Genomic DNA, 17,473 nt, shown 5'->3' on the forward strand with positions numbered 1-17,473 from the left:
TTTGAATAGTTAGCGAGCTAACTTAATGTTCAAGGCACCCGAGCCCGGCTAGACTGTTGGGCTGCCGACTCACCTGGGTGCCTGATGAACCTTCGTATAATCCTGATCTTGGGGGCCTTGAGCGCGTTCGCGCCGCTGGCCATCGACTTCTACCTGCCGGGTTTCCCGGCCATGGCCGTGGCATTCGGCACCGACGAAAAACATATTCAGCTGACCTTGGCCGTGTACTTCACGGGCCTGGCGATCGGCCAGTTGATCTATGGACCGCTGGCAGACCGTTTTGGCCGGCGCGGGCCGCTGCTCAGTGGCGTTACCCTGTTTACCCTGGCGTCCTTCGCCTGTGCGTACGCGCCGTCCCTGGAATGGCTGATCGGCGCGCGTTTCATCCAGGCCCTGGGCGGCTGCGCGGGCATGGTGATCTCGCGGGCGGTGGTCAGCGATAAATGCGACGCGGTGGGCTCGGCCAAGGTGTTTTCCCAACTGATGCTGGTCACCGGGCTGGCGCCGATCCTCGCGCCGCTGGCGGGCGGGGTGATGGTTGGGGTGTGGGGCTGGCAGTCGATCTTCCTGGCGCTGACGGCGTTCAGTGTGATGGCGGCCATTGCGGTAGCAGTCGGGCTGCCGGAAAGCTTCCCGGCCCATCAACCGCGCCAGCCGCTGTCAGGCGCACTGCGCCAGTACGGCCGGTTGCTGTCGGACCGGGTGTACCTGGGCTATGCCTTGACCGGCGGCATCTCGATTGCCGGTATGTTTGCCTACATCGCGGGCTCGCCCTTCGTCTTTATCAAGCTCTATGGCGTGCCCGCCGAACACTATGGCTGGGTATTCGGCTCGAATGCCGCGGGCTTTATCCTGGTGGCACAGGTCAATGCGCGTTTGCTCGCTTCGCGTGGCCCGGCATTTTTGCTGTCGCGCACGGTGTGGGTTTACCTGGCGGCGGGTCTGTCGTTGCTGGCAATTACTGCGCTGCGCACGGACGCTTTGTGGCCACTGCTGGTACCGCTGTTTATCTGCATCGCCAGCCTGGGCTGCATTTTGCCCAATACCTCGGCCTGCGCCATGAGCGGGCAGGGCGCTCGGGCGGGCAGCGCGTCGGCGTTGCTCGGTTGCATTCAGTTTGGTGTGGCCGCAGGCGCAGCGTCGTTAGTCGGCGTGCTGCACGACGGCACGGCGATGCCGATGGCAATGGTCATCAGCTTGTGTGGCGTATTGGCCGTAACGTTCGCGATGCTGACCCGGCGCCTGCAGCGCCAACGGGCACTGCAAGCGGCGGACTGATCAGGATCAGCCAGCAGAACGCTGCTGGCTTTCGGGGAATCGGTGAGGCGCCTGGATACGGGTTTGCAGGGTGTCGGCAAACGCGCGGGCCTCGGCCTCACTGCGGAAGGTAAAGGCGTTCTGGTCGAGACGGACCTGCCATTTGTTGCCTTCGGATCTTGCTAGCGCTTTTATCAGGATCTTCATTGCTGACTTCCTCACGTAAATTGCGTGGCAAAGGCGGCCAATATAAACCCGAATACGCTCACAAATATGACAAGGATCAAGTCTCTGACTAGCGGTGTCGTCCATTACTCACATGAATAACAGACGACACTGACAGAACCTTTCGTTAGAACCCTTCCAACACAATCTTGCCCTTGGCCTTGCCGCTTTCCAGGAGTTCGTGGGCACGGCGCAGGTTAGCCGCGTTGATCACGCCAAAGTGCTCGCCCACGGTGGTTTTCAGAGTACCGGCGTCGATCAGTTCGGCGACGCGATTGAGCAGGTTGTGCTGTTCGATCATGTCGCTGGTCTCGAACATCGAACGGGTGTACATGAACTCCCAATGCAGCGACAGGCTCTTGCGCTTGAGCTTGCTTACGTCCAATGCCTTGGGATCGTCGATCAGCGCCAGTTTGCCCTGGGGAGTCAGCGCTTCCACCAGTTGGTCCAGGTGCTGGTCGGTCTGGGTCAGGCTGGCGACGTAGTTCACCTGCGGATGGCCGGCGTTTTTCAGCTCTTCGCTCAACGGTTTGCTGTGGTCGATCACCAGGTCGGCGCCCAGGTCCTTGGCCCATGCCTGGGTTTCAGGACGGGAGGCGGTGCCGATGACTTTCAGGCCGGTGAGCTGTTTCGCCAGTTGGGTCAGGATCGATCCCACACCACCCGAAGCACCGACAATCAGCAGGCTCTGGCCTTCATCGGCCTTGCCTTCACGCACTTGCAGGCGTTCGAAGAGCAATTCCCAGGCGGTGATGGCGGTCAGCGGCAGTGCAGCAGCGTCGGCAAAACCCAGGGTTTTCGGCATATGGCCGACGATGCGCTCATCGACAGTGTGCAGTTCGCTGTTGCCGCCGGGGCGTACCAGGGAGCCGGCGTAGAACACCTTGTCGCCGACCTTGAACAGGCTGACTTCGCTGCCCACGGCCTTGACCACACCGGCCACGTCCCAGCCCAGCACTTTGGCCGCGCCGTTTTCCGGGGCGACGTTCTGGCGCACCTTGGTGTCCACCGGGTTCACCGAGATGGCTTTGACTTCCACCAGCAGGTCGCGGGGGCCGGCGACCGGTTCGGGCAGTTCGATGTCTTGCAGGGATTTTGGATCGTTGATCGGCAGTGCGGCGTAGTAGGCGATGGCTTTCATGATGGTTTCCAAAAAGGGGGCGGTTGATCAGGCAATAAACTTCAGGCGCTTGAGTTCGAAATGCTCAAGCACGTCGGCAGCCTTGGTGCGGAAATTCTGGATATGCGCGCTCTGGTCGTGGTCGGCCAGCGCGGCGTCGTCACTCCAGCGTTCGAGCATGTAGAAGGTCTCGGGGTGCTGCAGGTCCTGGTGCAGGTCGTACTGCTGGCAGCCGGCTTCGATGCGGGTCGGTTCCAGCAGCTCGCGCAGCAGGGTTTCCAGGGTGGCCTGTTGGCCGGGTTTGGCGATCAGCGTGGCGATGACGTTAAAGGCAGCAGACATATTCGACTCCAGACACGTGATGAACGGGATGGACAGATGATTGGCTATTTCTCTGGAAGATAAAACCCGCTAAAAGAGCAGTCTCTTTCAATGCTTTTTTGATAATGGGCGGTCGGCGTGCTGCGTTTTGATGACTTGCAGTTGTTTGTGCGTGCGGCAGACCTGGGCAGCCTTTCGGCGGCAGCACGGGTGATGGACATGTCGGCGGCGGTGGCCAGCGCGGCGTTGAAGCGCATCGAGCAGCAGCTGGGTGCACGGTTGTTGGCGCGTTCCACCCGCAGCCTGCGCCTGACGGCCGAGGGCGAAGGCTTCCTGGAGTACGCCCGGGCCGCCTTGAGCAGCCTGGATGAAGGCCGGCGGTTGTTGGCCAGCGGCCAGGATCAGGTCAGCGGGGTGCTTCAACTCTCGGCGCCGTCGGACTTTGGCCGCAACCAGCTGCTGCCCTGGCTGGATGAGTTCCAGCGCGAATACCCCGACCTGAGCGTACGCCTGTTGTTGGGCGACCGGATTGCCGACCTGTTCCGCCAGCCGGTGGATATCGCCCTGCGCTACGGCGAACCCGAAGACTCCAGCCTGATCGCGTTGCCCATCGCCCCGGACAACTGCCGCGTGCTCTGCGCTGCTCCCAGCTATCTGGCGCGGCACGGCGAGCCGCGCCACCTGGAGCAACTGACCCAGCACAATTGCCTGCTGTACATGCTCGGCAGCCGGGTGCATGACCATTGGGGGTTTAACGATGGCAAGCGTGATGTCGGCCTGACGGTGACCGGTGACCGCTTCAGTGATGATGCCGATGTGGTGCGACGCTGGGCGGTGGCGGGGGTGGGTATCGCCTACAAGTCCTGGCTGGATGTCAGCTCGGATGTGCTGGCGGGGCGCCTGCGGCTGATCCTGCCGGAGCTGCGGGGCGAACGTACGCCGCTCAATCTGTTGTGTGCCCATCGCGCGCAACTGAGCAAGCCGATCAATCTTCTGCGGGAAATGCTCGTTGCCCGTTGTGCGACATTGACTGCGCAATTGCCGGAGCGATCAGCCTCTACACCATAACCCCGGGGATATCGGGAAATTTCCTTCAGCTTCTGTCCTTGGTTGCGCTGTAAGACGGCACGGAACCCGGCGTTTTCACGCTTATACTTTTCCGCCAGACGCAGCAGACAAATGATTCAACAGGGAGTGAATGAGCACATGGAACAGGCACCTTGCATCAGTCAGATCGCCACCTTGCTGGCCGACCCGAAACGCACCGCGATGGTGTGGGCATTGATGGACGGCTCGGCCAAACCCTCCGATGAGTTGGCGGCACTTGCCGGGCTGTCATCGGCCTCGGCGAATGCGCATCTGACGCGATTGACGGCCGGTGGCCTGCTGCGTGTCGAAGCCCGCAGCGGCAAACGCTTTTTCCGGGTGGCCGCCGCCGATGTGGGGGCCGCCGTGGATGCATTGGCCTGCACCACGATGGCCAGTGTCGCCCGCAGCACGCCCATTCATTCGCGGTCATTGACTGCGCCTGCGGCTTTACGGCGAGCGCGGCTGTGCCATGGTCACCTGGGGGGGGAGCTGGCAGCGGGTTTGTATCAGCGGATGATGGCGGCCGGATGGATCGAGCGCGCGGAACAGCGTACGGACGTGACGCCGTCAGGTGCGCGCAAACTCGCAGCGCTGGGGATTTTTACCCAGGCACTGGCTCAGCCGATCGTGTGCGATTGTTTTGATTGGAGCGAACAGCAGCCACACCTGGGCGGTGCGTTGGGGGCCGCGTTGTTGCAGTTGTGCCTGCAGTCGAACTGGGTCAGCGTGATCAATGAGTCCCAGGCGTTGCAGGTCAGTGAAGCCGGGCAACTGGAAATTGCCCGGCTCGCCAGACCGGTCGGTGATTAAGGCTTGACCAACCGTGCATCCAGGCTGTTTTGCGCCAAGCGTTTGGCCTGGTCCTGGGTCATGCCCAGCGAGGTGTACAGCGCATGGAAGTTCTCGGTGACATAACCGCCGAAGTACGCCGGATCGTCCGAGTTCACCGTCACTTTTACCCCACGCTCAAGCATGTCGAGGATGTTGTGCTGGGACATGTCGTCGAACACGCAGAGCTTGGTGTTGGACAACGGGCACACCGTCAGCGGGATCTGTTCGTCGATGATCCGCTGCATCAGGCGCTCGTCTTCAATGGCGCGTACGCCATGGTCGATACGCTGGATCTTCAGCAGATCGATGGCTTCCCAGATGTACTCCGGTGGGCCTTCTTCACCGGCGTGGGCGACGGTCAGGAAACCTTCGTGACGGGCACGATCGAACACGCGCTGGAACTTGCTCGGTGGGTGGCCCATTTCCGAGCTGTCCAGGCCCACGGCAACAAACGCATCACGGAATGGCAGTGCCTGGTCGAGGGTTTTTTCGGCCTCTTCTTCGCTCAAGTGGCGCAGGAAGCTCAAGATCAAACCGCTGGTGATGCCCAGTTGTTGCTCGCCGTCTTTCAAGGCGGCGGCGATGCCGTTGAGCACGACTTCGAACGGTACGCCACGGTCGGTGTGGGTCTGTGGGTCGAAGAACGGTTCGGTGTGGATCACGTTCTGCGCCTTGCAGCGCAGCAGGTAGGCCCAGGTCAGGTCGTAGAAGTCCTGGGAAGTGCGCAGTACATCGGCGCCCTTGTAGTAGAGGTCGAGAAACTCTTGCAGGTTGTTGAAGGCGTAGGCCTTGCGCAGGGTTTCGACGTCGTTCCACGGCAGCGCGATCTTGTTGCGTTCGGCCAGGGCGAACAGCAGCTCAGGCTCCAGCGAGCCTTCCAGGTGCAGGTGCAATTCAGCCTTGGGCAGGGCGTTGAGCCAATCGTACATTTATAAATTCTCATCAGGTGCAATGGCGGCATTCTACAGGCGCACGCCGAAATAATCGGCAAAACCTGACCAAGCGGTGAGCATCCACAGGCACCGTGCAAGCAGTGCATGAACTAAGGTGTAACGAAACGTTAGCGGCGCGGTGCAGTCTGTACCCCATCAATGACGGATTCGCCGCGTTCAAAAGGCCTGCAATGCTCACATCTATCAAGCAAGAAAAATTCATGCTGCTGGCGCTGATTGCCGCCATCGCTGCCTACCCGCTGGAGCACTGGATGCTGCACAGCGGGCAGATGGTGGCGCTGTTGGCTGGCATAGCGCTGATCGGCTTTATCGTCGTGGCCTCGATGCGCGTGGCCCATCACGCCGAGCAACTGGCGGAAAAGGTCGGCGACCCCTACGGCACCATGATCCTGACCCTCGCCGCCGTGCTGGTGGAAGTGGTGATCCTGGCGATCATGATGAGCAACGAGCCCTCGCCGACCCTGGTGCGCGACACCATTTATTCGGCGGTGATGCTCGACATCAACGGCATTCTCGGCCTGGCCGCGCTGATGGGCGGCATCAAGCATGGCGAACAGTCCTACAACGACGATTCGGCGCGCACCTACAGCGTGATGATCCTTACCGCCATGGGTGTGTCGATGGTGGTGCCGGAATTTATCCCCGAGGCCGACTGGAAAATTTACTCGGCCTTCACCATCGGCGCGATGGTAGTGCTCTACACGTTGTTCCTGCGGATGCAGGTGGGGCCCCACAGTTATTTCTTCAGCTACAGCTACCCGGAAAAACGCCGCAAGAAACAGCCGGAAGAAGAGTCGCCGCCGATCAACCTGGCGTTTTCCATCGGGACGTTGGTGTTTGGCGTGATCGTGATTGGCGCGTTGGCTGAGGTGATGTCCAAGACCCTCGACCTGGGCCTGGAAGGAACGGGTGCCCCACCCGTGATCACGGCGATCATCGTGGCCGCGATTTCCGCCGCCCCGGAGATTTTGACCGCGTTGCGCGCAGCGCTGGCCAACCGCATGCAGTCGGTGGTGAACATCGCGCTGGGGGCTTCTCTGTCGACGGTGATTTTGACCGTACCGGTGATGGAAGCCATGGCCTTGTACACCGGCCAGCCGTTTCAGATGGCGATGACGCCGGTGCAGACCGTGATGGTGTTTATCACGCTGATTGTCAGTGCGATCAACCTCAACGATGGCGAAACCAACGCCATCGAAGGGATGACCCATTTTGTGTTGTTTGCGACGTTTATCATGCTGTCGCTGCTTGGACTGTAACCAATCCTGAAAACACCGCTGATCAAATGTGGGAGCTGGCTTGCCTGCGATAGCATCACCTCGGTGCAACTGAACGACCGAGGCGCCTGCATCGCGGGCAAGCCCGGCTCCCACATTTGATCTGTACTTGGCTTAGATCCCGCTTATCAGCGCACGCGCCGCCTGGCTGTGATCGGCAATCAAGCCTTTCAGGTCCAATCCTTCGACCTGCCCGTCGATCACCCGCCATTTGCCGCCGACCATCACCCGGTCCGCTCGGTCGGCGCCACACAGCAGCAGCGCCGAGATCGGGTCATGGCTGCCGGAGAAGCGCAGTTCATCGAGCTTGAACAACGCCAGGTCGGCCTGTTTGCCTACGGCCAGTTCGCCGATGTCGCTGCGACCGAGTAACTGCGCCGAACCTTTTGTCGCCCAACCCAACACCCGTTCCGGGGTGATCTTCTCTGCCCCGTAACGCAGGCGCTGGATGTACAGGGCCTGGCGCGTTTCGAGGATCATGTTTGACGCATCATTGGACGCCGAACCGTCCACCCCCAGGCCAATCGGTGCGCCGGCGGCCAGCAGGTCCAGCGTTGGGCATATGCCGGAAGCCAGGCGCATGTTCGAGCTCGGGCAATGGCAGATGCCGGTGCCGGCGGCTCCGAGGCGTGCGATTTCTTCAGGGTTGAAGTGAATTCCGTGGGCCAGCCACGTGCGCGGGCCTAGCCAGCCGACGCTGTCGAGGTAATCCACGGTGCGCAGGCCGAAACGCTGCAGGCAAAAGTCTTCTTCGTCGAGGGTTTCCGCCAGGTGGGTATGCAGGCGCACGTCGAGGTTGTTGGCCAGCTCGGCGCTGGCTTCCATGATTTCCGGGGTGACGGAAAACGGCGAGCAGGGCGCCAGGGCGATCTGGATTTGTGCGCCGTCACCGCGCTCGTGGTACTGGCGGATCAGGCGGCGGCTGTCTTCCAGAATCACTTCGCCTTGCTGCACGGTTTGTTGCGGTGGCAGCCCGCCGTCGGCCTCGCCCAGGCTCATGGAGCCGCGCGTGAGCATGGCGCGCATGCCCAGTTCGCGCACGCTGTCGACTTGCACGTCGATCGCCTGTTCCAGGCCGTCCGGGAACAGGTAGTGGTGGTCTGCCGCCGTGGTGCAGCCCGAGAGCAGCAGTTCGGCCAGGGCCACTTTGCTCGCCAGGGCGAGTTTTTCCGGGGTGAGTCGGGCCCAGACTGGATACAGGGTTTTCAACCAGGGAAACAGCGGCTGGTTGACCACCGGCGCCCAGGCGCGGGTCAGGGTTTGATAGAAGTGATGGTGGGTGTTGATCAGCCCCGGAAGCACCACATGCTCGCGGGCATCAAAGACTTGCCCACAGGGCACGGAGGGTTCTTGGCCCCAGCCCAGCACTTCGGTGATCACACCGTCTTGCAGCACCAGGCCGCCACGGGCGTCGAGGCCATTGGCAGTGAAAATCGCGAGGGGGTTTTTTAACCAGATACGGGTCGCAGGCATTGGCCGGCTCCTCTGAATGATGGGTTCAGGTTTGCCAGCTCAGTGTTGCCCTGTCTGCTGATCCAGGGTCGCCGGGGAGGGCGAGGTGCGCAGTTTACGTGTGGATCGTTATCGACGGCAATCGGCCGATAACGATCCCGGTTTTTTTACCAGGCGATGGTGTCGCCCTTGTAGTCCACAAAGTGATGGCCGCCCTTGCCGGTGTAGGCATTTACCTGGTCAACCAGGCCGCGCACGCTGGTGGGCACGTCGATGTGGGCGTTTTCGCCACCCATGTCGGTCTTCACCCAGCCCGGATGCAACGACAGCACGGTCAGTTTCTGATCGCCCAATTGGGTGACGAAGCTGTTGGTCATGGAGTTGAGGGCGGCCTTGCTGGCCTTGTACAGCGCCAGGTCCGAGCCGTCGGGAATGGTCACACTGCCCAGGATCGAACTCATGAAGGCCAGCACGCCGGTGCCTGGGCGGATCTGCCCGACAAAACGCTGGGCCAGGTTGATCGGCGCCACGGCGTTGGTGAAAAACAGTTGGCCGACTTCAGCCAGGGTGGCGTGGCCCGGTTCCTGGTTGGCCGGGCCTTTGACACCTGCGTTGACGAACAGCAGGTCGAAGGTTTTTTCCTTGAGGCGCTGGCTGAGGGCGATTACCGCCTGCTGGTCATCCATGTCGAGCTTTTCGATTTGCACCTCGCCCAAGGCCTTCAAGGCATCGGCCTTTTGCGGGTCGCGCACGGTGGCGGTCACCTCCCAGCCGTCCGCCAGCAGTTGCTTGGCCAGGCCAAGGCCCAGGCCCCGGGAGGCGCCGATAATCAGTGCGGTTTTTGAAGTGGACATGAATGGCTTCCTTTGACGGTGGAGGTTCACGGGTTCAGTGGACAACGCTGGCCGAGCCTTTGCTGCAACTCCTGGCGCAGTTGGTCGAGTTCGGCGATGCGGGTTTCGATCAGGTGGAGCTTGTCTTGCAGGAGCTGGGTCACGGCGCTGTCGGGGTCTGGAGCTTGCCATAATGCGCCGACGCTGTTGCCGATTTCACCCAGGCTGAAGCCCAGGCGCTGGGCGGTCTTGATGTACAGCACCAGTTGCACCATGTCGGCGGGGTAGTCACGGTAACCGTTGGCACTGCGTTGCGCGGCAATCAGCCCGCGTTGCTCGTAGAAACGCAGGGTGTCGCGACTGACCTGGCTGGCCTGGGCTAATTCGCCGATACGCATGTAGAGGGCTCAAGGGGGCTTGACCCTGGAGCATACTCCAGGCTTTAGCCTGCTGGCTTCTTGAATTTAAGGAGCTTACGGCTATGTGGACCGCACACCAATACCGTCGACTGGTTCGGGCCAGCGGTTGGTACGACCTGATCGTCACCGCCGCACTGGTCACACCCTGGACGTTTGTCCTGCTGCATAACGCCCTGGTGGCGTTGAACCTGCCCGGCGAGCTGCCGCCGTTCGCGCCTGTGCATATGTTGATGGCGAACCTGATGGGCTCGATTGTCTGCGTGTGGTCGGTGCTGCGAATCCGCGACCCACAAGCGATCTTTGGCCGCTACGACGCCGCCGGCCGAGTGCTGTTTGCCACCTGGCAGATCTACGCGCTGGCCCATGGTGCCAGTACTGTATTGGTGATTGTCGTGGTGTTTGAAGTGCTGTGGGCGGTGGCTCAGTTGATACCGGTGCGCCGAGTAACAAGTTGATCAAAAAATGCTCAGTTGTGCCGGAACGTTGCAGGCTCTGCTGCGGGGTGACTCTTGCACGGGTTATCCACAGGTTGCTCCACAGTAATTGTGCGCAAGCGTGACCGGTGGATATAAGCGCTGTGGCCCTTTGTTCTAAAGGACATAACCCGCCTAACTGACTGTTTTTGAGCTGGATTAATACTTTCGTGCAGTGCCTTGAACAAAAACTGTACAACCGTCTGAAACCCTTGTGACAGAAGGGTTACAGGCGAGTGTGCTCAGGTTATCCACAGGCAGGTGCACAGTAGATGTGGGCAGTTTCAGCGCTCCAGCAGAATGCGCCCGCGACTCAGGTCGGCGAGCTGCGCTTGCAGGGTGTCGATATGTGCCTCGCCGAGGGCCAGCTGCAGGTCGACGCCATTGGCGGTGAAGGTTTCTTCCATCACCAGCCCACCCAGTTCGGCCACTCGCAGCTTCACCAACTGCAGCTCGGCAAAACCACAGGAGCAGCTCAGCGGCACCCGTTTGATCAGCTCGACGCGTTCGGCGGCTTGCAGGCATTTGTTCGCCCCGCCGCCATAGGCGCGGGCCAGGCCGCCGGTGCCCAGTTGGATGCCGCCGTACCAGCGGATCACCAGCACCACGACCTGGTCGCAATCCTGCGCTTCGATCGCGGCCAGGATCGGGCGCCCGGCCGTCCCGCCGGGTTCGCCGTCGTCGTTGCTGCGGTATTGATCGCCGAGTTTCCAGGCCCAGCAGTTGTGCGTGGCGTTCAGGTCGCTGTGCTGGTCGATGAAGGCCTGGGCGTCCTGGGGGCTGCTGATCGGGGCGGCGAGGGTAATGAAGCGGCTTTTGCGAATTTCTTCGCGAAACTCGCAAAGGCCGGTAAGCGTGAAAGGCATGGGTAACTTCGTTTAGAGGGCCGGCTTGATGCCACAGCCTTTGAGAATGATGTGGATAAGGTTGGTGCCGGCGTCTTCCATGTCCTGCTTGGTCAGCTTGGTGCGCCCGGTCACGCGGCAGATCTGGGTGGCAAAGTCGGCGTAATGCTGGGTGCTGCCCCACAGCAGGAAGATCAGGTGCACCGGGTCGATAGGGTCCATCTTGCCGGCGTCGATCCAGGCCTGGAATACCGCCGCACGGCCGCTGAACCAGGCGCGGTAGTCCTGGCTGAAATATTCGGTCAGGCACTCACCGCCGCTGATGATCTCCATCGCGAAGATCCTCGAGGCTTGTGGCTGGCGCCGGGAGAATTCCATCTTGGTGCGGATATAGCGGGTCAGGGCGGCCGCCGGGTCATCCTCGGCGGTCAGGGTGTTGAAGGTGCTGTCCCACAATTCGAGGATGTTGCTGAGCACCGCGATGTACAGGCCCAGCTTGTTGGTGAAGTAGTAGTGCAAGTTGGCTTTCGGCAACCCGGCACTCGCCGCGATGGTGTTCATGCTGGTGCCTTTGTAGCCATGACGGGCGAACTCGTCTTCGGCGGCCTGCAAAATCGCTTGTTCGTTCTTTTGGCGAATGCGGCTTGCAGGTTTTCCGGCGTGGTTGCTGTGGGCAGGAACTTCGAGGCTCATGGAGGTTTCCGTGCAGATCGATGAAGGCGACGTGTGCACAGATAACCCACCCTCAAGCCCCAGACAAGTCCCGATACGATAAAACCCTTAAAGCGGCTCCAGAGTGTCGCTTTCCAGGGTCCGGTTTGCGGCATCCACGGGAGCCTTGGCTTCAGGTAGCAGCAGGCACAATACGATGGCGGTCAGGCCGCCGCTGGTGATGGCCGAGTCGAACAGGTTCTGCACCAGGGTTGGCATCAGGTGCAGCAGGTTCGGTTGCGCCGCGATCCCCAGGCCGACGCCGAACGAGGTGGCGATGATCAGCATGCTGCGCCGATCCAGCGGGGCCTGGGCGAGAATGCGCACGCCGGCCGCCGCTACGCTTCCGAACATCACCAGGGTTGCGCCGCCCAGCACCGGCTTGGGGATTTGCTGCAGCACCGCACCAATCAACGGAAACAGCCCGAGGCAAAACAGTACCGCGCCGATGTACAAGCCGACGTAACGGCTGGCCACGCCGGTCAGCTGGATCACGCCGTTGTTCTGGGCGAATGTGGTGTTGGGAAAGGCACTGAAGGTGGCTGCGATCATGCAACTGATGCCATCTCCCAGTACGCCACCCTTGAGTCGGCTTATATAGGAAGGGCCGCTGATGGGCTGGCGGGCGATCATGCAATTGGCAGTGAGGTCGCCGACGGTTTCGATGGTGCTGATCAGATAAATCAGTGCTACCGGCAGGAAAGCGCTCCAATCGAAATTGAAACCGAAGTGGAACGGTGTAGGCAGGCTGATCAATGGCAAATCAGGCAAGGCTTGGGGCACCAACTTGCCGCTGAACCAGGCGGCGAGGCTGCCCAGTGCGAGGCCGATGATGATGGCGGAGAGTCGTACCCATGGCGTGTTCGAGCGGTTGAGCAGGATGATGGTCAGTACCACGAACAGGCCGAGTGCCAGGTTGGTTGGCGCGCCGAAGTCCGGGGCATTGAAGCCGCCTCCAAGGTCAGTGATGCCGACCTTGATCAGGCTGATGCCGATCAGTGTGATGACGATGCCGGTCACCAGCGGCGTGATTACCCTTTTGAGCTGACCGATGAAACGGCTCAACACGACCTGCACCGCGGCGCCGAAGAAGCAGATACCGAAAATCATCGCCAGGATGTCTTCCGGGCTGCCGCCGCGTTGCTTGACCAGAAACCCGGCCGACAATACGGCGCCGAGAAACGCGAAGCTGGTGCCTTGCAGGCAAATCATCCCGGCGCCAATGCCAAACGGCCTGCGCGCCTGGATGAAGGTGCCCACACCGGAAACCATCAATGCCATGCTGATCAGGTAGGGCAGGTGGGCGGTCAGGCCCAGGGTAGAGCCGATGATCAGCGGCGGGGTGATGATGCCGACGAAGGCAGCCAACACATGCTGCAACGCGGCAAGCAATGCAGGCAAAGGTTTGGGCCGATCGTTGAGGCCGTAGATCAGGTCGCTGGGGGTGTTGGATTCTGGCGGCATGGCGGGGAACTCATGGCTGACGGTTCGAGATCCCCTTGTCTTGCAAAAAGCTGTCCAGTTGCTCAGGTTTTTCTGTAAGGCCCGTGTTAGCGCGTTGCGGCTAGGCTTTCGAGGAAGCTTTCCAGCACCAAATGAGGGCGACGGCCCTTGCGCGTGACCGAAGCGAGGCTCAAATCGTAAAAACGTGTAGCCGGTTTCAGCGCGCGCAGTCGGCCTTGTTGTACCCACAGGCTGGCGTAGTGGTCGGGCAGGTAGCCGATGTAGCGGCCGGTGAGGATCAGGAAGGCCATGCCTTCGCGGTCCGAGGCGCTGGCGGTGCAATTGAGTGCCTGGTAGTGCGCCTGGATATCCGCGGGCAGGCGGAAGGTTGGGGCGATGGCGTCCTGGCTGTTGACGCGGTCGTCGTCCAGTTGCTTGTCGTCGGCGTAAAACAGCGGGTGGCCCACTGCGCAATAGAGCAGCGAGCGTTCGCTGTACAGCGGCTGGTATTCAAGTCCCGACAAGGCGCTGGCCTGGGGGACTACGCCGACATGCAGGCGGCCGTCGAGCACCCCTTGTTCGACTTCATTGGGGGCGATCATGCGGATCTGGATCTGTACATCCGGACCGCGTTCCTTCAACTGTGCCAACGCGTGGGTGATACGCATGTGGGGCAGGGTGACCAGGTTGTCGGTCAGGCCGATGATCAGCTCGCCGCGCAAGTGTTGGTGCAGGCCGTTGACCTCGGTGCGAAAACTTTCCAGGGCGCTGAGCAGCTGCAGTGCCGACTGGTAAACCTCGCGTCCTTCCTCGGTCAGGGAAAACCCCGCCCGCCCGCGTTGGCACAGGCGCAGGCCAAGGCGCTGTTCAAGATCACTCATTTGCTGGCTGATGGCCGAGCGGCCAATCCCCAGTACGGTTTCCGCCGCCGAGAAGCCACCGCACTCCACCACACTGCGAAAGATGCGCAACAGGCGGATATCGAAGTCGCTGACTTGGGCCAGTGGGTCGGGTCGACGGCTGCTCATAGTTTAGTGAAGGCCTGACTGAAGGTTAGAAGAGTTGGATTTCACCGACTTTATCCCCGTGGCAATTTAGCTGCAACAACGCTTTTCAATCCCGACGCTGCCTTTTGCCTTGCGAGGTTTTGCTCATGAACATGCCCGAAAACGCTCCGTCCACCCTGGCCAGCCAACTGAAGCTGGACGCGCACTGGATGCCGTACACCGCCAACCGTAACTTCCATCGTGACCCGCGCCTGATCGTGGCGGCCGAAGGCAGCTGGTTGACCGATGACAAGGGGCGCAAGGTGTATGACTCGCTGTCGGGTCTGTGGACCTGCGGCGCCGGGCACACCCGCAAGGAAATCCAGGAAGCGGTCTCCAAGCAACTGGGTACGTTGGACTACTCGCCGGGCTTCCAATACGGTCATCCTTTGTCGTTCCAGCTGGCAGAAAAGATTACCGACCTGACCCCGGGCAACCTGAACCATGTGTTCTTCACCGACTCCGGCTCCGAGTGCGCCGATACCGCGGTGAAGATGGTGCGTGCGTACTGGCGCCTGAAAGGCCAGGCGACCAAGACCAAGATGATCGGCCGTGCCCGTGGTTATCACGGCGTGAACATCGCCGGTACCAGCCTGGGCGGCGTGAACGGTAACCGTAAGATTTTTGGTCAGGGGCTGATGGATGTTGACCATCTGCCTCACACCCTTCTGGCGAGCAATGCGTTCTCCCGTGGCATGCCGGAGCTGGGCGGGATTGCCTTGGCGGACGAGCTGCTCAAGCTGATCGAGTTGCACGATGCGTCGAACATCGCCGCAGTGTTTGTTGAGCCGATGGCGGGCTCTGCCGGCGTGCTGGTTCCGCCGCAGGGTTACCTGAAGCGTCTGCGTGAGATCTGCGATCAGCACAACATCCTGTTGGTGTTCGACGAGGTGATCACCGGCTTCGGTCGTACCGGTTCGATGTTTGGTGCTGACAGCTTCGGTGTGACCCCGGACCTGATGTGCATTGCCAAGCAAGTCACCAACGGCGCGATCCCGATGGGCGCGGTGATTGCCAGCACCGAGATTTATCAGACGTTCATGAATCAGGCGACGCCTGAGTACGCGGTGGAATTCCCACACGGCTACACCTACTCGGCCCACCCGGTTGCCTGCGCGGCTGGCTTGGCGGCACTCGACCTGCTGCAGAAGGAAAACCTGGTGCAGAGCGTGGCCGAAGTCGCACCGCATTTCGAGAATGCGCTGCACGGCCTGAAGGGCAGCAAGAACGTGATCGACATTCGTAACTATGGCCTGGCCGGTGCGATCCAGATTGCCCCGCGTGATGGTGATGCCATCGTGCGTCCGTTCGAAGCGGGCATGGCCTTGTGGAAAGCCGGCTTCTACGTGCGCTTTGGCGGCGACACCCTGCAGTTCGGCCCAACCTTCAACAGCAAGCCGCAGGACCTGGATCGCTTGTTCGATGCGGTCGGCGAAGTGCTGAACAAGATCGACTGATTTCTCCTTCTATATAGAACAACTTTTCAGGAGCCCTGCATGAGCCTCATCCAGCATTTGATCAACGGCCAATTGGTCACCGAAAACGGTCGCACTGCCGACGTGTACAACCCGTCGACTGGCCAGGTGATTCACCAGGTGCCGTTGGCCAGCCGTGAAACCATTCAAAGCGCCATCGATTCGGCCAAGGCGGCTTTCCCGGCCTGGCGTAACACGCCACCGGCCAAGCGTGCCCAGGTGATGTTTCGTTTCAAGCAATTGCTTGAGCAGAACGAAGCGCGTATCTCCCAGCTGATCAGCGAAGAGCATGGCAAGACCCTGGAAGATGCGGCCGGTGAGCTCAAGCGCGGGATCGAGAACGTGGAGTACGCGTGCTCGGCGCCGGAAATCCTCAAGGGCGAGTACAGCCGTAACGTTGGCCCGAATATCGATGCCTGGTCTGACTTCCAGCCGTTGGGTGTGGTGGCCGGTATTACGCCGTTCAACTTCCCGGCGATGGTGCCGTTGTGGATGTATCCGCTGGCGATCGTCTGCGGTAACTGCTTCATCCTCAAGCCGTCGGAGCGTGATCCAAGCTCGACGCTGCTGATTGCACAGTTGTTGCAGGAAGCTGGCTTGCCTAAAGGCGTGCTGAGTGTGGTGCATGGCGATAAAGGCGCGGTGGATGCGCTGATCGAAGCGCCGGAAGTCAAGGCGTTGAGCTTTGTCGGCTCGACGCCGATCGCCGAGTACATCTATTCCGAAGCCACCAAGCGCGGCAAGCGTGTACAGGCGTTGGGCGGGGCGAAGAACCATGCGGTGCTGATGCCGGATGCGGATCTCGATAACGCTGTCAGTGCCTTGATGGGCGCGGCGTATGGTTCTTGCGGTGAGCGTTGCATGGCGATCTCTGTTGCCGTGTGTGTCGGCGACCAGGTGGCTGACGCATTGGTCGCCAAGCTGGTGCCGCAGATCAAGGCGCTGAAGATTGGTGCGGGCACCACGTGTGGATTGGACATGGGGCCGCTGGTCACTGGCCAGGCGCGCGATAAAGTCAGTGGCTATATAGAAGACGGCGTTGCTTCGGGTGCTGAGTTGGTCGTCGATGGTCGTGGCCTGAGTATTGCCGGTAATGAAGATGGCTTCTTCCTGGGGGGCAGTTTGTTCGACCGCGTGACCCCGCAGATGCGCATCTATAAAGAAGAGATCTTCGGGCCGGTGCTGTGTGTGGTTCGGGTGAACAGCCTGGAAGCGGCCATGCAGTTGATCAACGATCACGAGTACGGCAACGGCACCTGTATCTTCACCCGTGACGGTGAGGCGGCGCGGTTGTTCTGTGACGAGATTGAAGTGGGTATGGTTGGCGTCAACGTGCCGTTGCCGGTGCCGGTGGCTTATCACAGCTTTGGTGGCTGGAAGCGCTCGCTGTTTGGCGACTTGCATGCCTATGGGCCGGATGGGGTGCGGTTCTATACGCGTCGCAAGGCGATTACCCAGCGCTGGCCGCAACGGGCCAGTCATGAGGCGTCGCAGTTTGCCTTTCCTAGCTTGTAGGTTCGGTAAGTAGAAGGCCGGCCCCTTGGGGCCGGCCTTTGCTTTTCAGGGCTTTTTTGACCGATATGACAGTATTGTGAAAAAAGGTGTTGACGGCAGATTCTGGAAGTCTATAATTCGCCCCACTTCCGGCGCAGTCGAAACGGAAAACTCCTTGGTAAACAACGAGTTATGTAGGTTTCGACAGC

General features: G+C 60.8%; 18 protein-coding genes. 7 read left to right on the forward strand and 11 right to left on the reverse strand.

All coding sequences use genetic code 11. From position 1 onward, the window contains the following. The first annotated feature begins 84 nt into the window (after positions 1-84). Positions 85-1,278 carry a multidrug effflux MFS transporter gene (locus HX811_RS24180; RefSeq protein ID WP_177047677.1) on the forward strand — a complete coding sequence of 398 codons (1,194 nt, stop codon included), beginning with the start codon at positions 85-87 and terminating at the stop codon, positions 1,276-1,278. A gap of 6 nt (positions 1,279-1,284) precedes the next feature. Here the strand turns inward: HX811_RS24180 and HX811_RS24185 are convergent, their stop codons facing one another. From HX811_RS24185 to HX811_RS24195, 3 genes are all read right to left on the reverse strand, one after another. Continuing rightward, the gene (locus HX811_RS24185; protein ID WP_003211153.1) at positions 1,285-1,464 is read right to left on the reverse strand and encodes a hypothetical protein; all 180 of its coding nucleotides are present in this window, start codon (positions 1,462-1,464) and stop codon (positions 1,285-1,287) included. Positions 1,465-1,609: 145 nt separating this feature from the next. Then, entirely contained in the window at positions 1,610-2,623 is a 1,014-nt protein-coding gene (locus tag HX811_RS24190; RefSeq protein WP_177047678.1) for a zinc-binding alcohol dehydrogenase family protein, read from the reverse strand. 27 nt (positions 2,624-2,650) lie between these two features. After that, positions 2,651-2,944 carry a putative quinol monooxygenase gene (locus HX811_RS24195; protein WP_003211158.1) on the reverse strand — a complete coding sequence of 98 codons (294 nt, stop codon included), beginning with the start codon at positions 2,942-2,944 and terminating at the stop codon, positions 2,651-2,653. 117 nt (positions 2,945-3,061) lie between these two features. On the opposite strand from HX811_RS24195, the gene HX811_RS24200 reads away from it, so the two are divergent. Then, entirely contained in the window at positions 3,062-3,991 is a 930-nt protein-coding gene (locus tag HX811_RS24200) for a LysR family transcriptional regulator (protein ID WP_087693475.1), read from the forward strand. 138 nt (positions 3,992-4,129) lie between these two features. Continuing rightward, positions 4,130-4,822, forward strand: a complete 693-nt coding sequence (locus HX811_RS24205; protein ID WP_177008350.1) for a helix-turn-helix transcriptional regulator — start codon at positions 4,130-4,132, stop codon at positions 4,820-4,822. On the opposite strand, the gene HX811_RS24210 is transcribed toward HX811_RS24205, so the two are convergent. Next, on the reverse strand, positions 4,819-5,772 hold the full coding sequence (locus HX811_RS24210) for an adenosine deaminase (protein WP_008430770.1): 954 nt from the start codon (positions 5,770-5,772) through the stop codon (positions 4,819-4,821). The genes HX811_RS24205 and HX811_RS24210 overlap by 4 nt on opposite strands. Before the next feature lie 194 nt (positions 5,773-5,966). On the opposite strand from HX811_RS24210, the gene HX811_RS24215 reads away from it, so the two are divergent. Then, positions 5,967-7,055, forward strand: a complete 1,089-nt coding sequence (locus HX811_RS24215) for a calcium:proton antiporter (protein ID WP_003211166.1) — start codon at positions 5,967-5,969, stop codon at positions 7,053-7,055. 132 nt (positions 7,056-7,187) lie between these two features. On the opposite strand, the gene HX811_RS24220 is transcribed toward HX811_RS24215, so the two are convergent. The 3 genes from HX811_RS24220 to HX811_RS24230 all read right to left on the reverse strand — a co-directional run bounded on the left by HX811_RS24220 (position 7,188) and on the right by HX811_RS24230 (position 9,756). Next, a complete protein-coding gene (locus tag HX811_RS24220; protein WP_177047680.1) occupies positions 7,188-8,546 on the reverse strand; it encodes an 8-oxoguanine deaminase in 1,359 nt (452 codons plus the stop codon). 146 nt (positions 8,547-8,692) lie between these two features. Further along, complete coding sequence (locus HX811_RS24225) at positions 8,693-9,379, reverse strand: SDR family oxidoreductase (protein ID WP_003211169.1); 687 nt, start codon at positions 9,377-9,379, stop codon at positions 8,693-8,695. 26 nt (positions 9,380-9,405) lie between these two features. Next, the gene (locus tag HX811_RS24230) at positions 9,406-9,756 is read right to left on the reverse strand and encodes a MerR family transcriptional regulator (protein WP_102368021.1); all 351 of its coding nucleotides are present in this window, start codon (positions 9,754-9,756) and stop codon (positions 9,406-9,408) included. Between the two features lie 83 nt (positions 9,757-9,839). Between HX811_RS24230 and HX811_RS24235 the strand changes: the two genes are divergently transcribed. Beyond that, entirely contained in the window at positions 9,840-10,232 is a 393-nt protein-coding gene (locus HX811_RS24235) for a hypothetical protein (protein WP_102605233.1), read from the forward strand. 302 nt (positions 10,233-10,534) lie between these two features. Here the strand turns inward: HX811_RS24235 and HX811_RS24240 are convergent, their stop codons facing one another. From HX811_RS24240 to HX811_RS24255, 4 genes are all read right to left on the reverse strand, one after another. Continuing rightward, positions 10,535-11,116: a YigZ family protein gene (locus HX811_RS24240; protein WP_102368022.1), complete on the reverse strand. Its 582-nt coding sequence runs from the start codon at positions 11,114-11,116 to the stop codon at positions 10,535-10,537. 12 nt (positions 11,117-11,128) lie between these two features. Continuing rightward, on the reverse strand, positions 11,129-11,788 hold the full coding sequence (locus tag HX811_RS24245; RefSeq protein ID WP_003211175.1) for a TetR/AcrR family transcriptional regulator: 660 nt from the start codon (positions 11,786-11,788) through the stop codon (positions 11,129-11,131). Positions 11,789-11,875: 87 nt separating this feature from the next. Continuing rightward, positions 11,876-13,270, reverse strand: coding sequence for a uracil-xanthine permease family protein (locus tag HX811_RS24250; protein WP_003211176.1), 1,395 nt, complete (start codon positions 13,268-13,270; stop codon positions 11,876-11,878). 86 nt (positions 13,271-13,356) lie between these two features. Continuing rightward, positions 13,357-14,277, reverse strand: coding sequence for a LysR family transcriptional regulator (locus HX811_RS24255; RefSeq protein ID WP_087693467.1), 921 nt, complete (start codon positions 14,275-14,277; stop codon positions 13,357-13,359). Between the two features lie 125 nt (positions 14,278-14,402). Between HX811_RS24255 and HX811_RS24260 the strand changes: the two genes are divergently transcribed. Together HX811_RS24260 and HX811_RS24265 are read left to right on the forward strand one after the other, a co-directional pair. Further along, positions 14,403-15,752 (forward strand): aspartate aminotransferase family protein, encoded by a 1,350-nt coding sequence (locus tag HX811_RS24260; protein WP_008430786.1) that lies wholly within the window; start codon positions 14,403-14,405, stop codon positions 15,750-15,752. 39 nt (positions 15,753-15,791) lie between these two features. Next, positions 15,792-17,285, forward strand: coding sequence for a CoA-acylating methylmalonate-semialdehyde dehydrogenase (locus HX811_RS24265; RefSeq protein WP_134325678.1), 1,494 nt, complete (start codon positions 15,792-15,794; stop codon positions 17,283-17,285). Positions 17,286-17,473: the final 188 nt, after the last annotated feature.

The sequence above is a fragment of the Pseudomonas sp. F8002 genome, from assembly GCF_013385495.1.
Classification (GTDB): domain Bacteria; phylum Pseudomonadota; class Gammaproteobacteria; order Pseudomonadales; family Pseudomonadaceae; genus Aquipseudomonas.

Coding starts and splice junctions, on each gene's coding strand:
- HX811_RS24215 (WP_003211166.1), top strand. CDS start 5,967: ATGCTCACATCTATCAAGCAAGAAAAATTCATGCTGCTGGCGCTGATT.
- HX811_RS24185 (WP_003211153.1), bottom strand. CDS start 1,464: ATGAAGATCCTGATAAAAGCGCTAGCAAGATCCGAAGGCAACAAATGG.
- HX811_RS24225 (WP_003211169.1), bottom strand. CDS start 9,379: ATGTCCACTTCAAAAACCGCACTGATTATCGGCGCCTCCCGGGGCCTG.
- HX811_RS24250 (WP_003211176.1), bottom strand. CDS start 13,270: ATGCCGCCAGAATCCAACACCCCCAGCGACCTGATCTACGGCCTCAAC.
- HX811_RS24205 (WP_177008350.1), top strand. CDS start 4,130: ATGGAACAGGCACCTTGCATCAGTCAGATCGCCACCTTGCTGGCCGAC.
- HX811_RS24180 (WP_177047677.1), top strand. CDS start 85: ATGAACCTTCGTATAATCCTGATCTTGGGGGCCTTGAGCGCGTTCGCG.
- HX811_RS24220 (WP_177047680.1), bottom strand. CDS start 8,546: ATGCCTGCGACCCGTATCTGGTTAAAAAACCCCCTCGCGATTTTCACT.
- HX811_RS24195 (WP_003211158.1), bottom strand. CDS start 2,944: ATGTCTGCTGCCTTTAACGTCATCGCCACGCTGATCGCCAAACCCGGC.
- HX811_RS24240 (WP_102368022.1), bottom strand. CDS start 11,116: ATGCCTTTCACGCTTACCGGCCTTTGCGAGTTTCGCGAAGAAATTCGC.
- HX811_RS24245 (WP_003211175.1), bottom strand. CDS start 11,788: ATGAGCCTCGAAGTTCCTGCCCACAGCAACCACGCCGGAAAACCTGCA.
- HX811_RS24265 (WP_134325678.1), top strand. CDS start 15,792: ATGAGCCTCATCCAGCATTTGATCAACGGCCAATTGGTCACCGAAAAC.
- HX811_RS24190 (WP_177047678.1), bottom strand. CDS start 2,623: ATGAAAGCCATCGCCTACTACGCCGCACTGCCGATCAACGATCCAAAA.
- HX811_RS24260 (WP_008430786.1), top strand. CDS start 14,403: ATGAACATGCCCGAAAACGCTCCGTCCACCCTGGCCAGCCAACTGAAG.
- HX811_RS24210 (WP_008430770.1), bottom strand. CDS start 5,772: ATGTACGATTGGCTCAACGCCCTGCCCAAGGCTGAATTGCACCTGCAC.
- HX811_RS24255 (WP_087693467.1), bottom strand. CDS start 14,277: ATGAGCAGCCGTCGACCCGACCCACTGGCCCAAGTCAGCGACTTCGAT.
- HX811_RS24235 (WP_102605233.1), top strand. CDS start 9,840: ATGTGGACCGCACACCAATACCGTCGACTGGTTCGGGCCAGCGGTTGG.
- HX811_RS24230 (WP_102368021.1), bottom strand. CDS start 9,756: ATGCGTATCGGCGAATTAGCCCAGGCCAGCCAGGTCAGTCGCGACACC.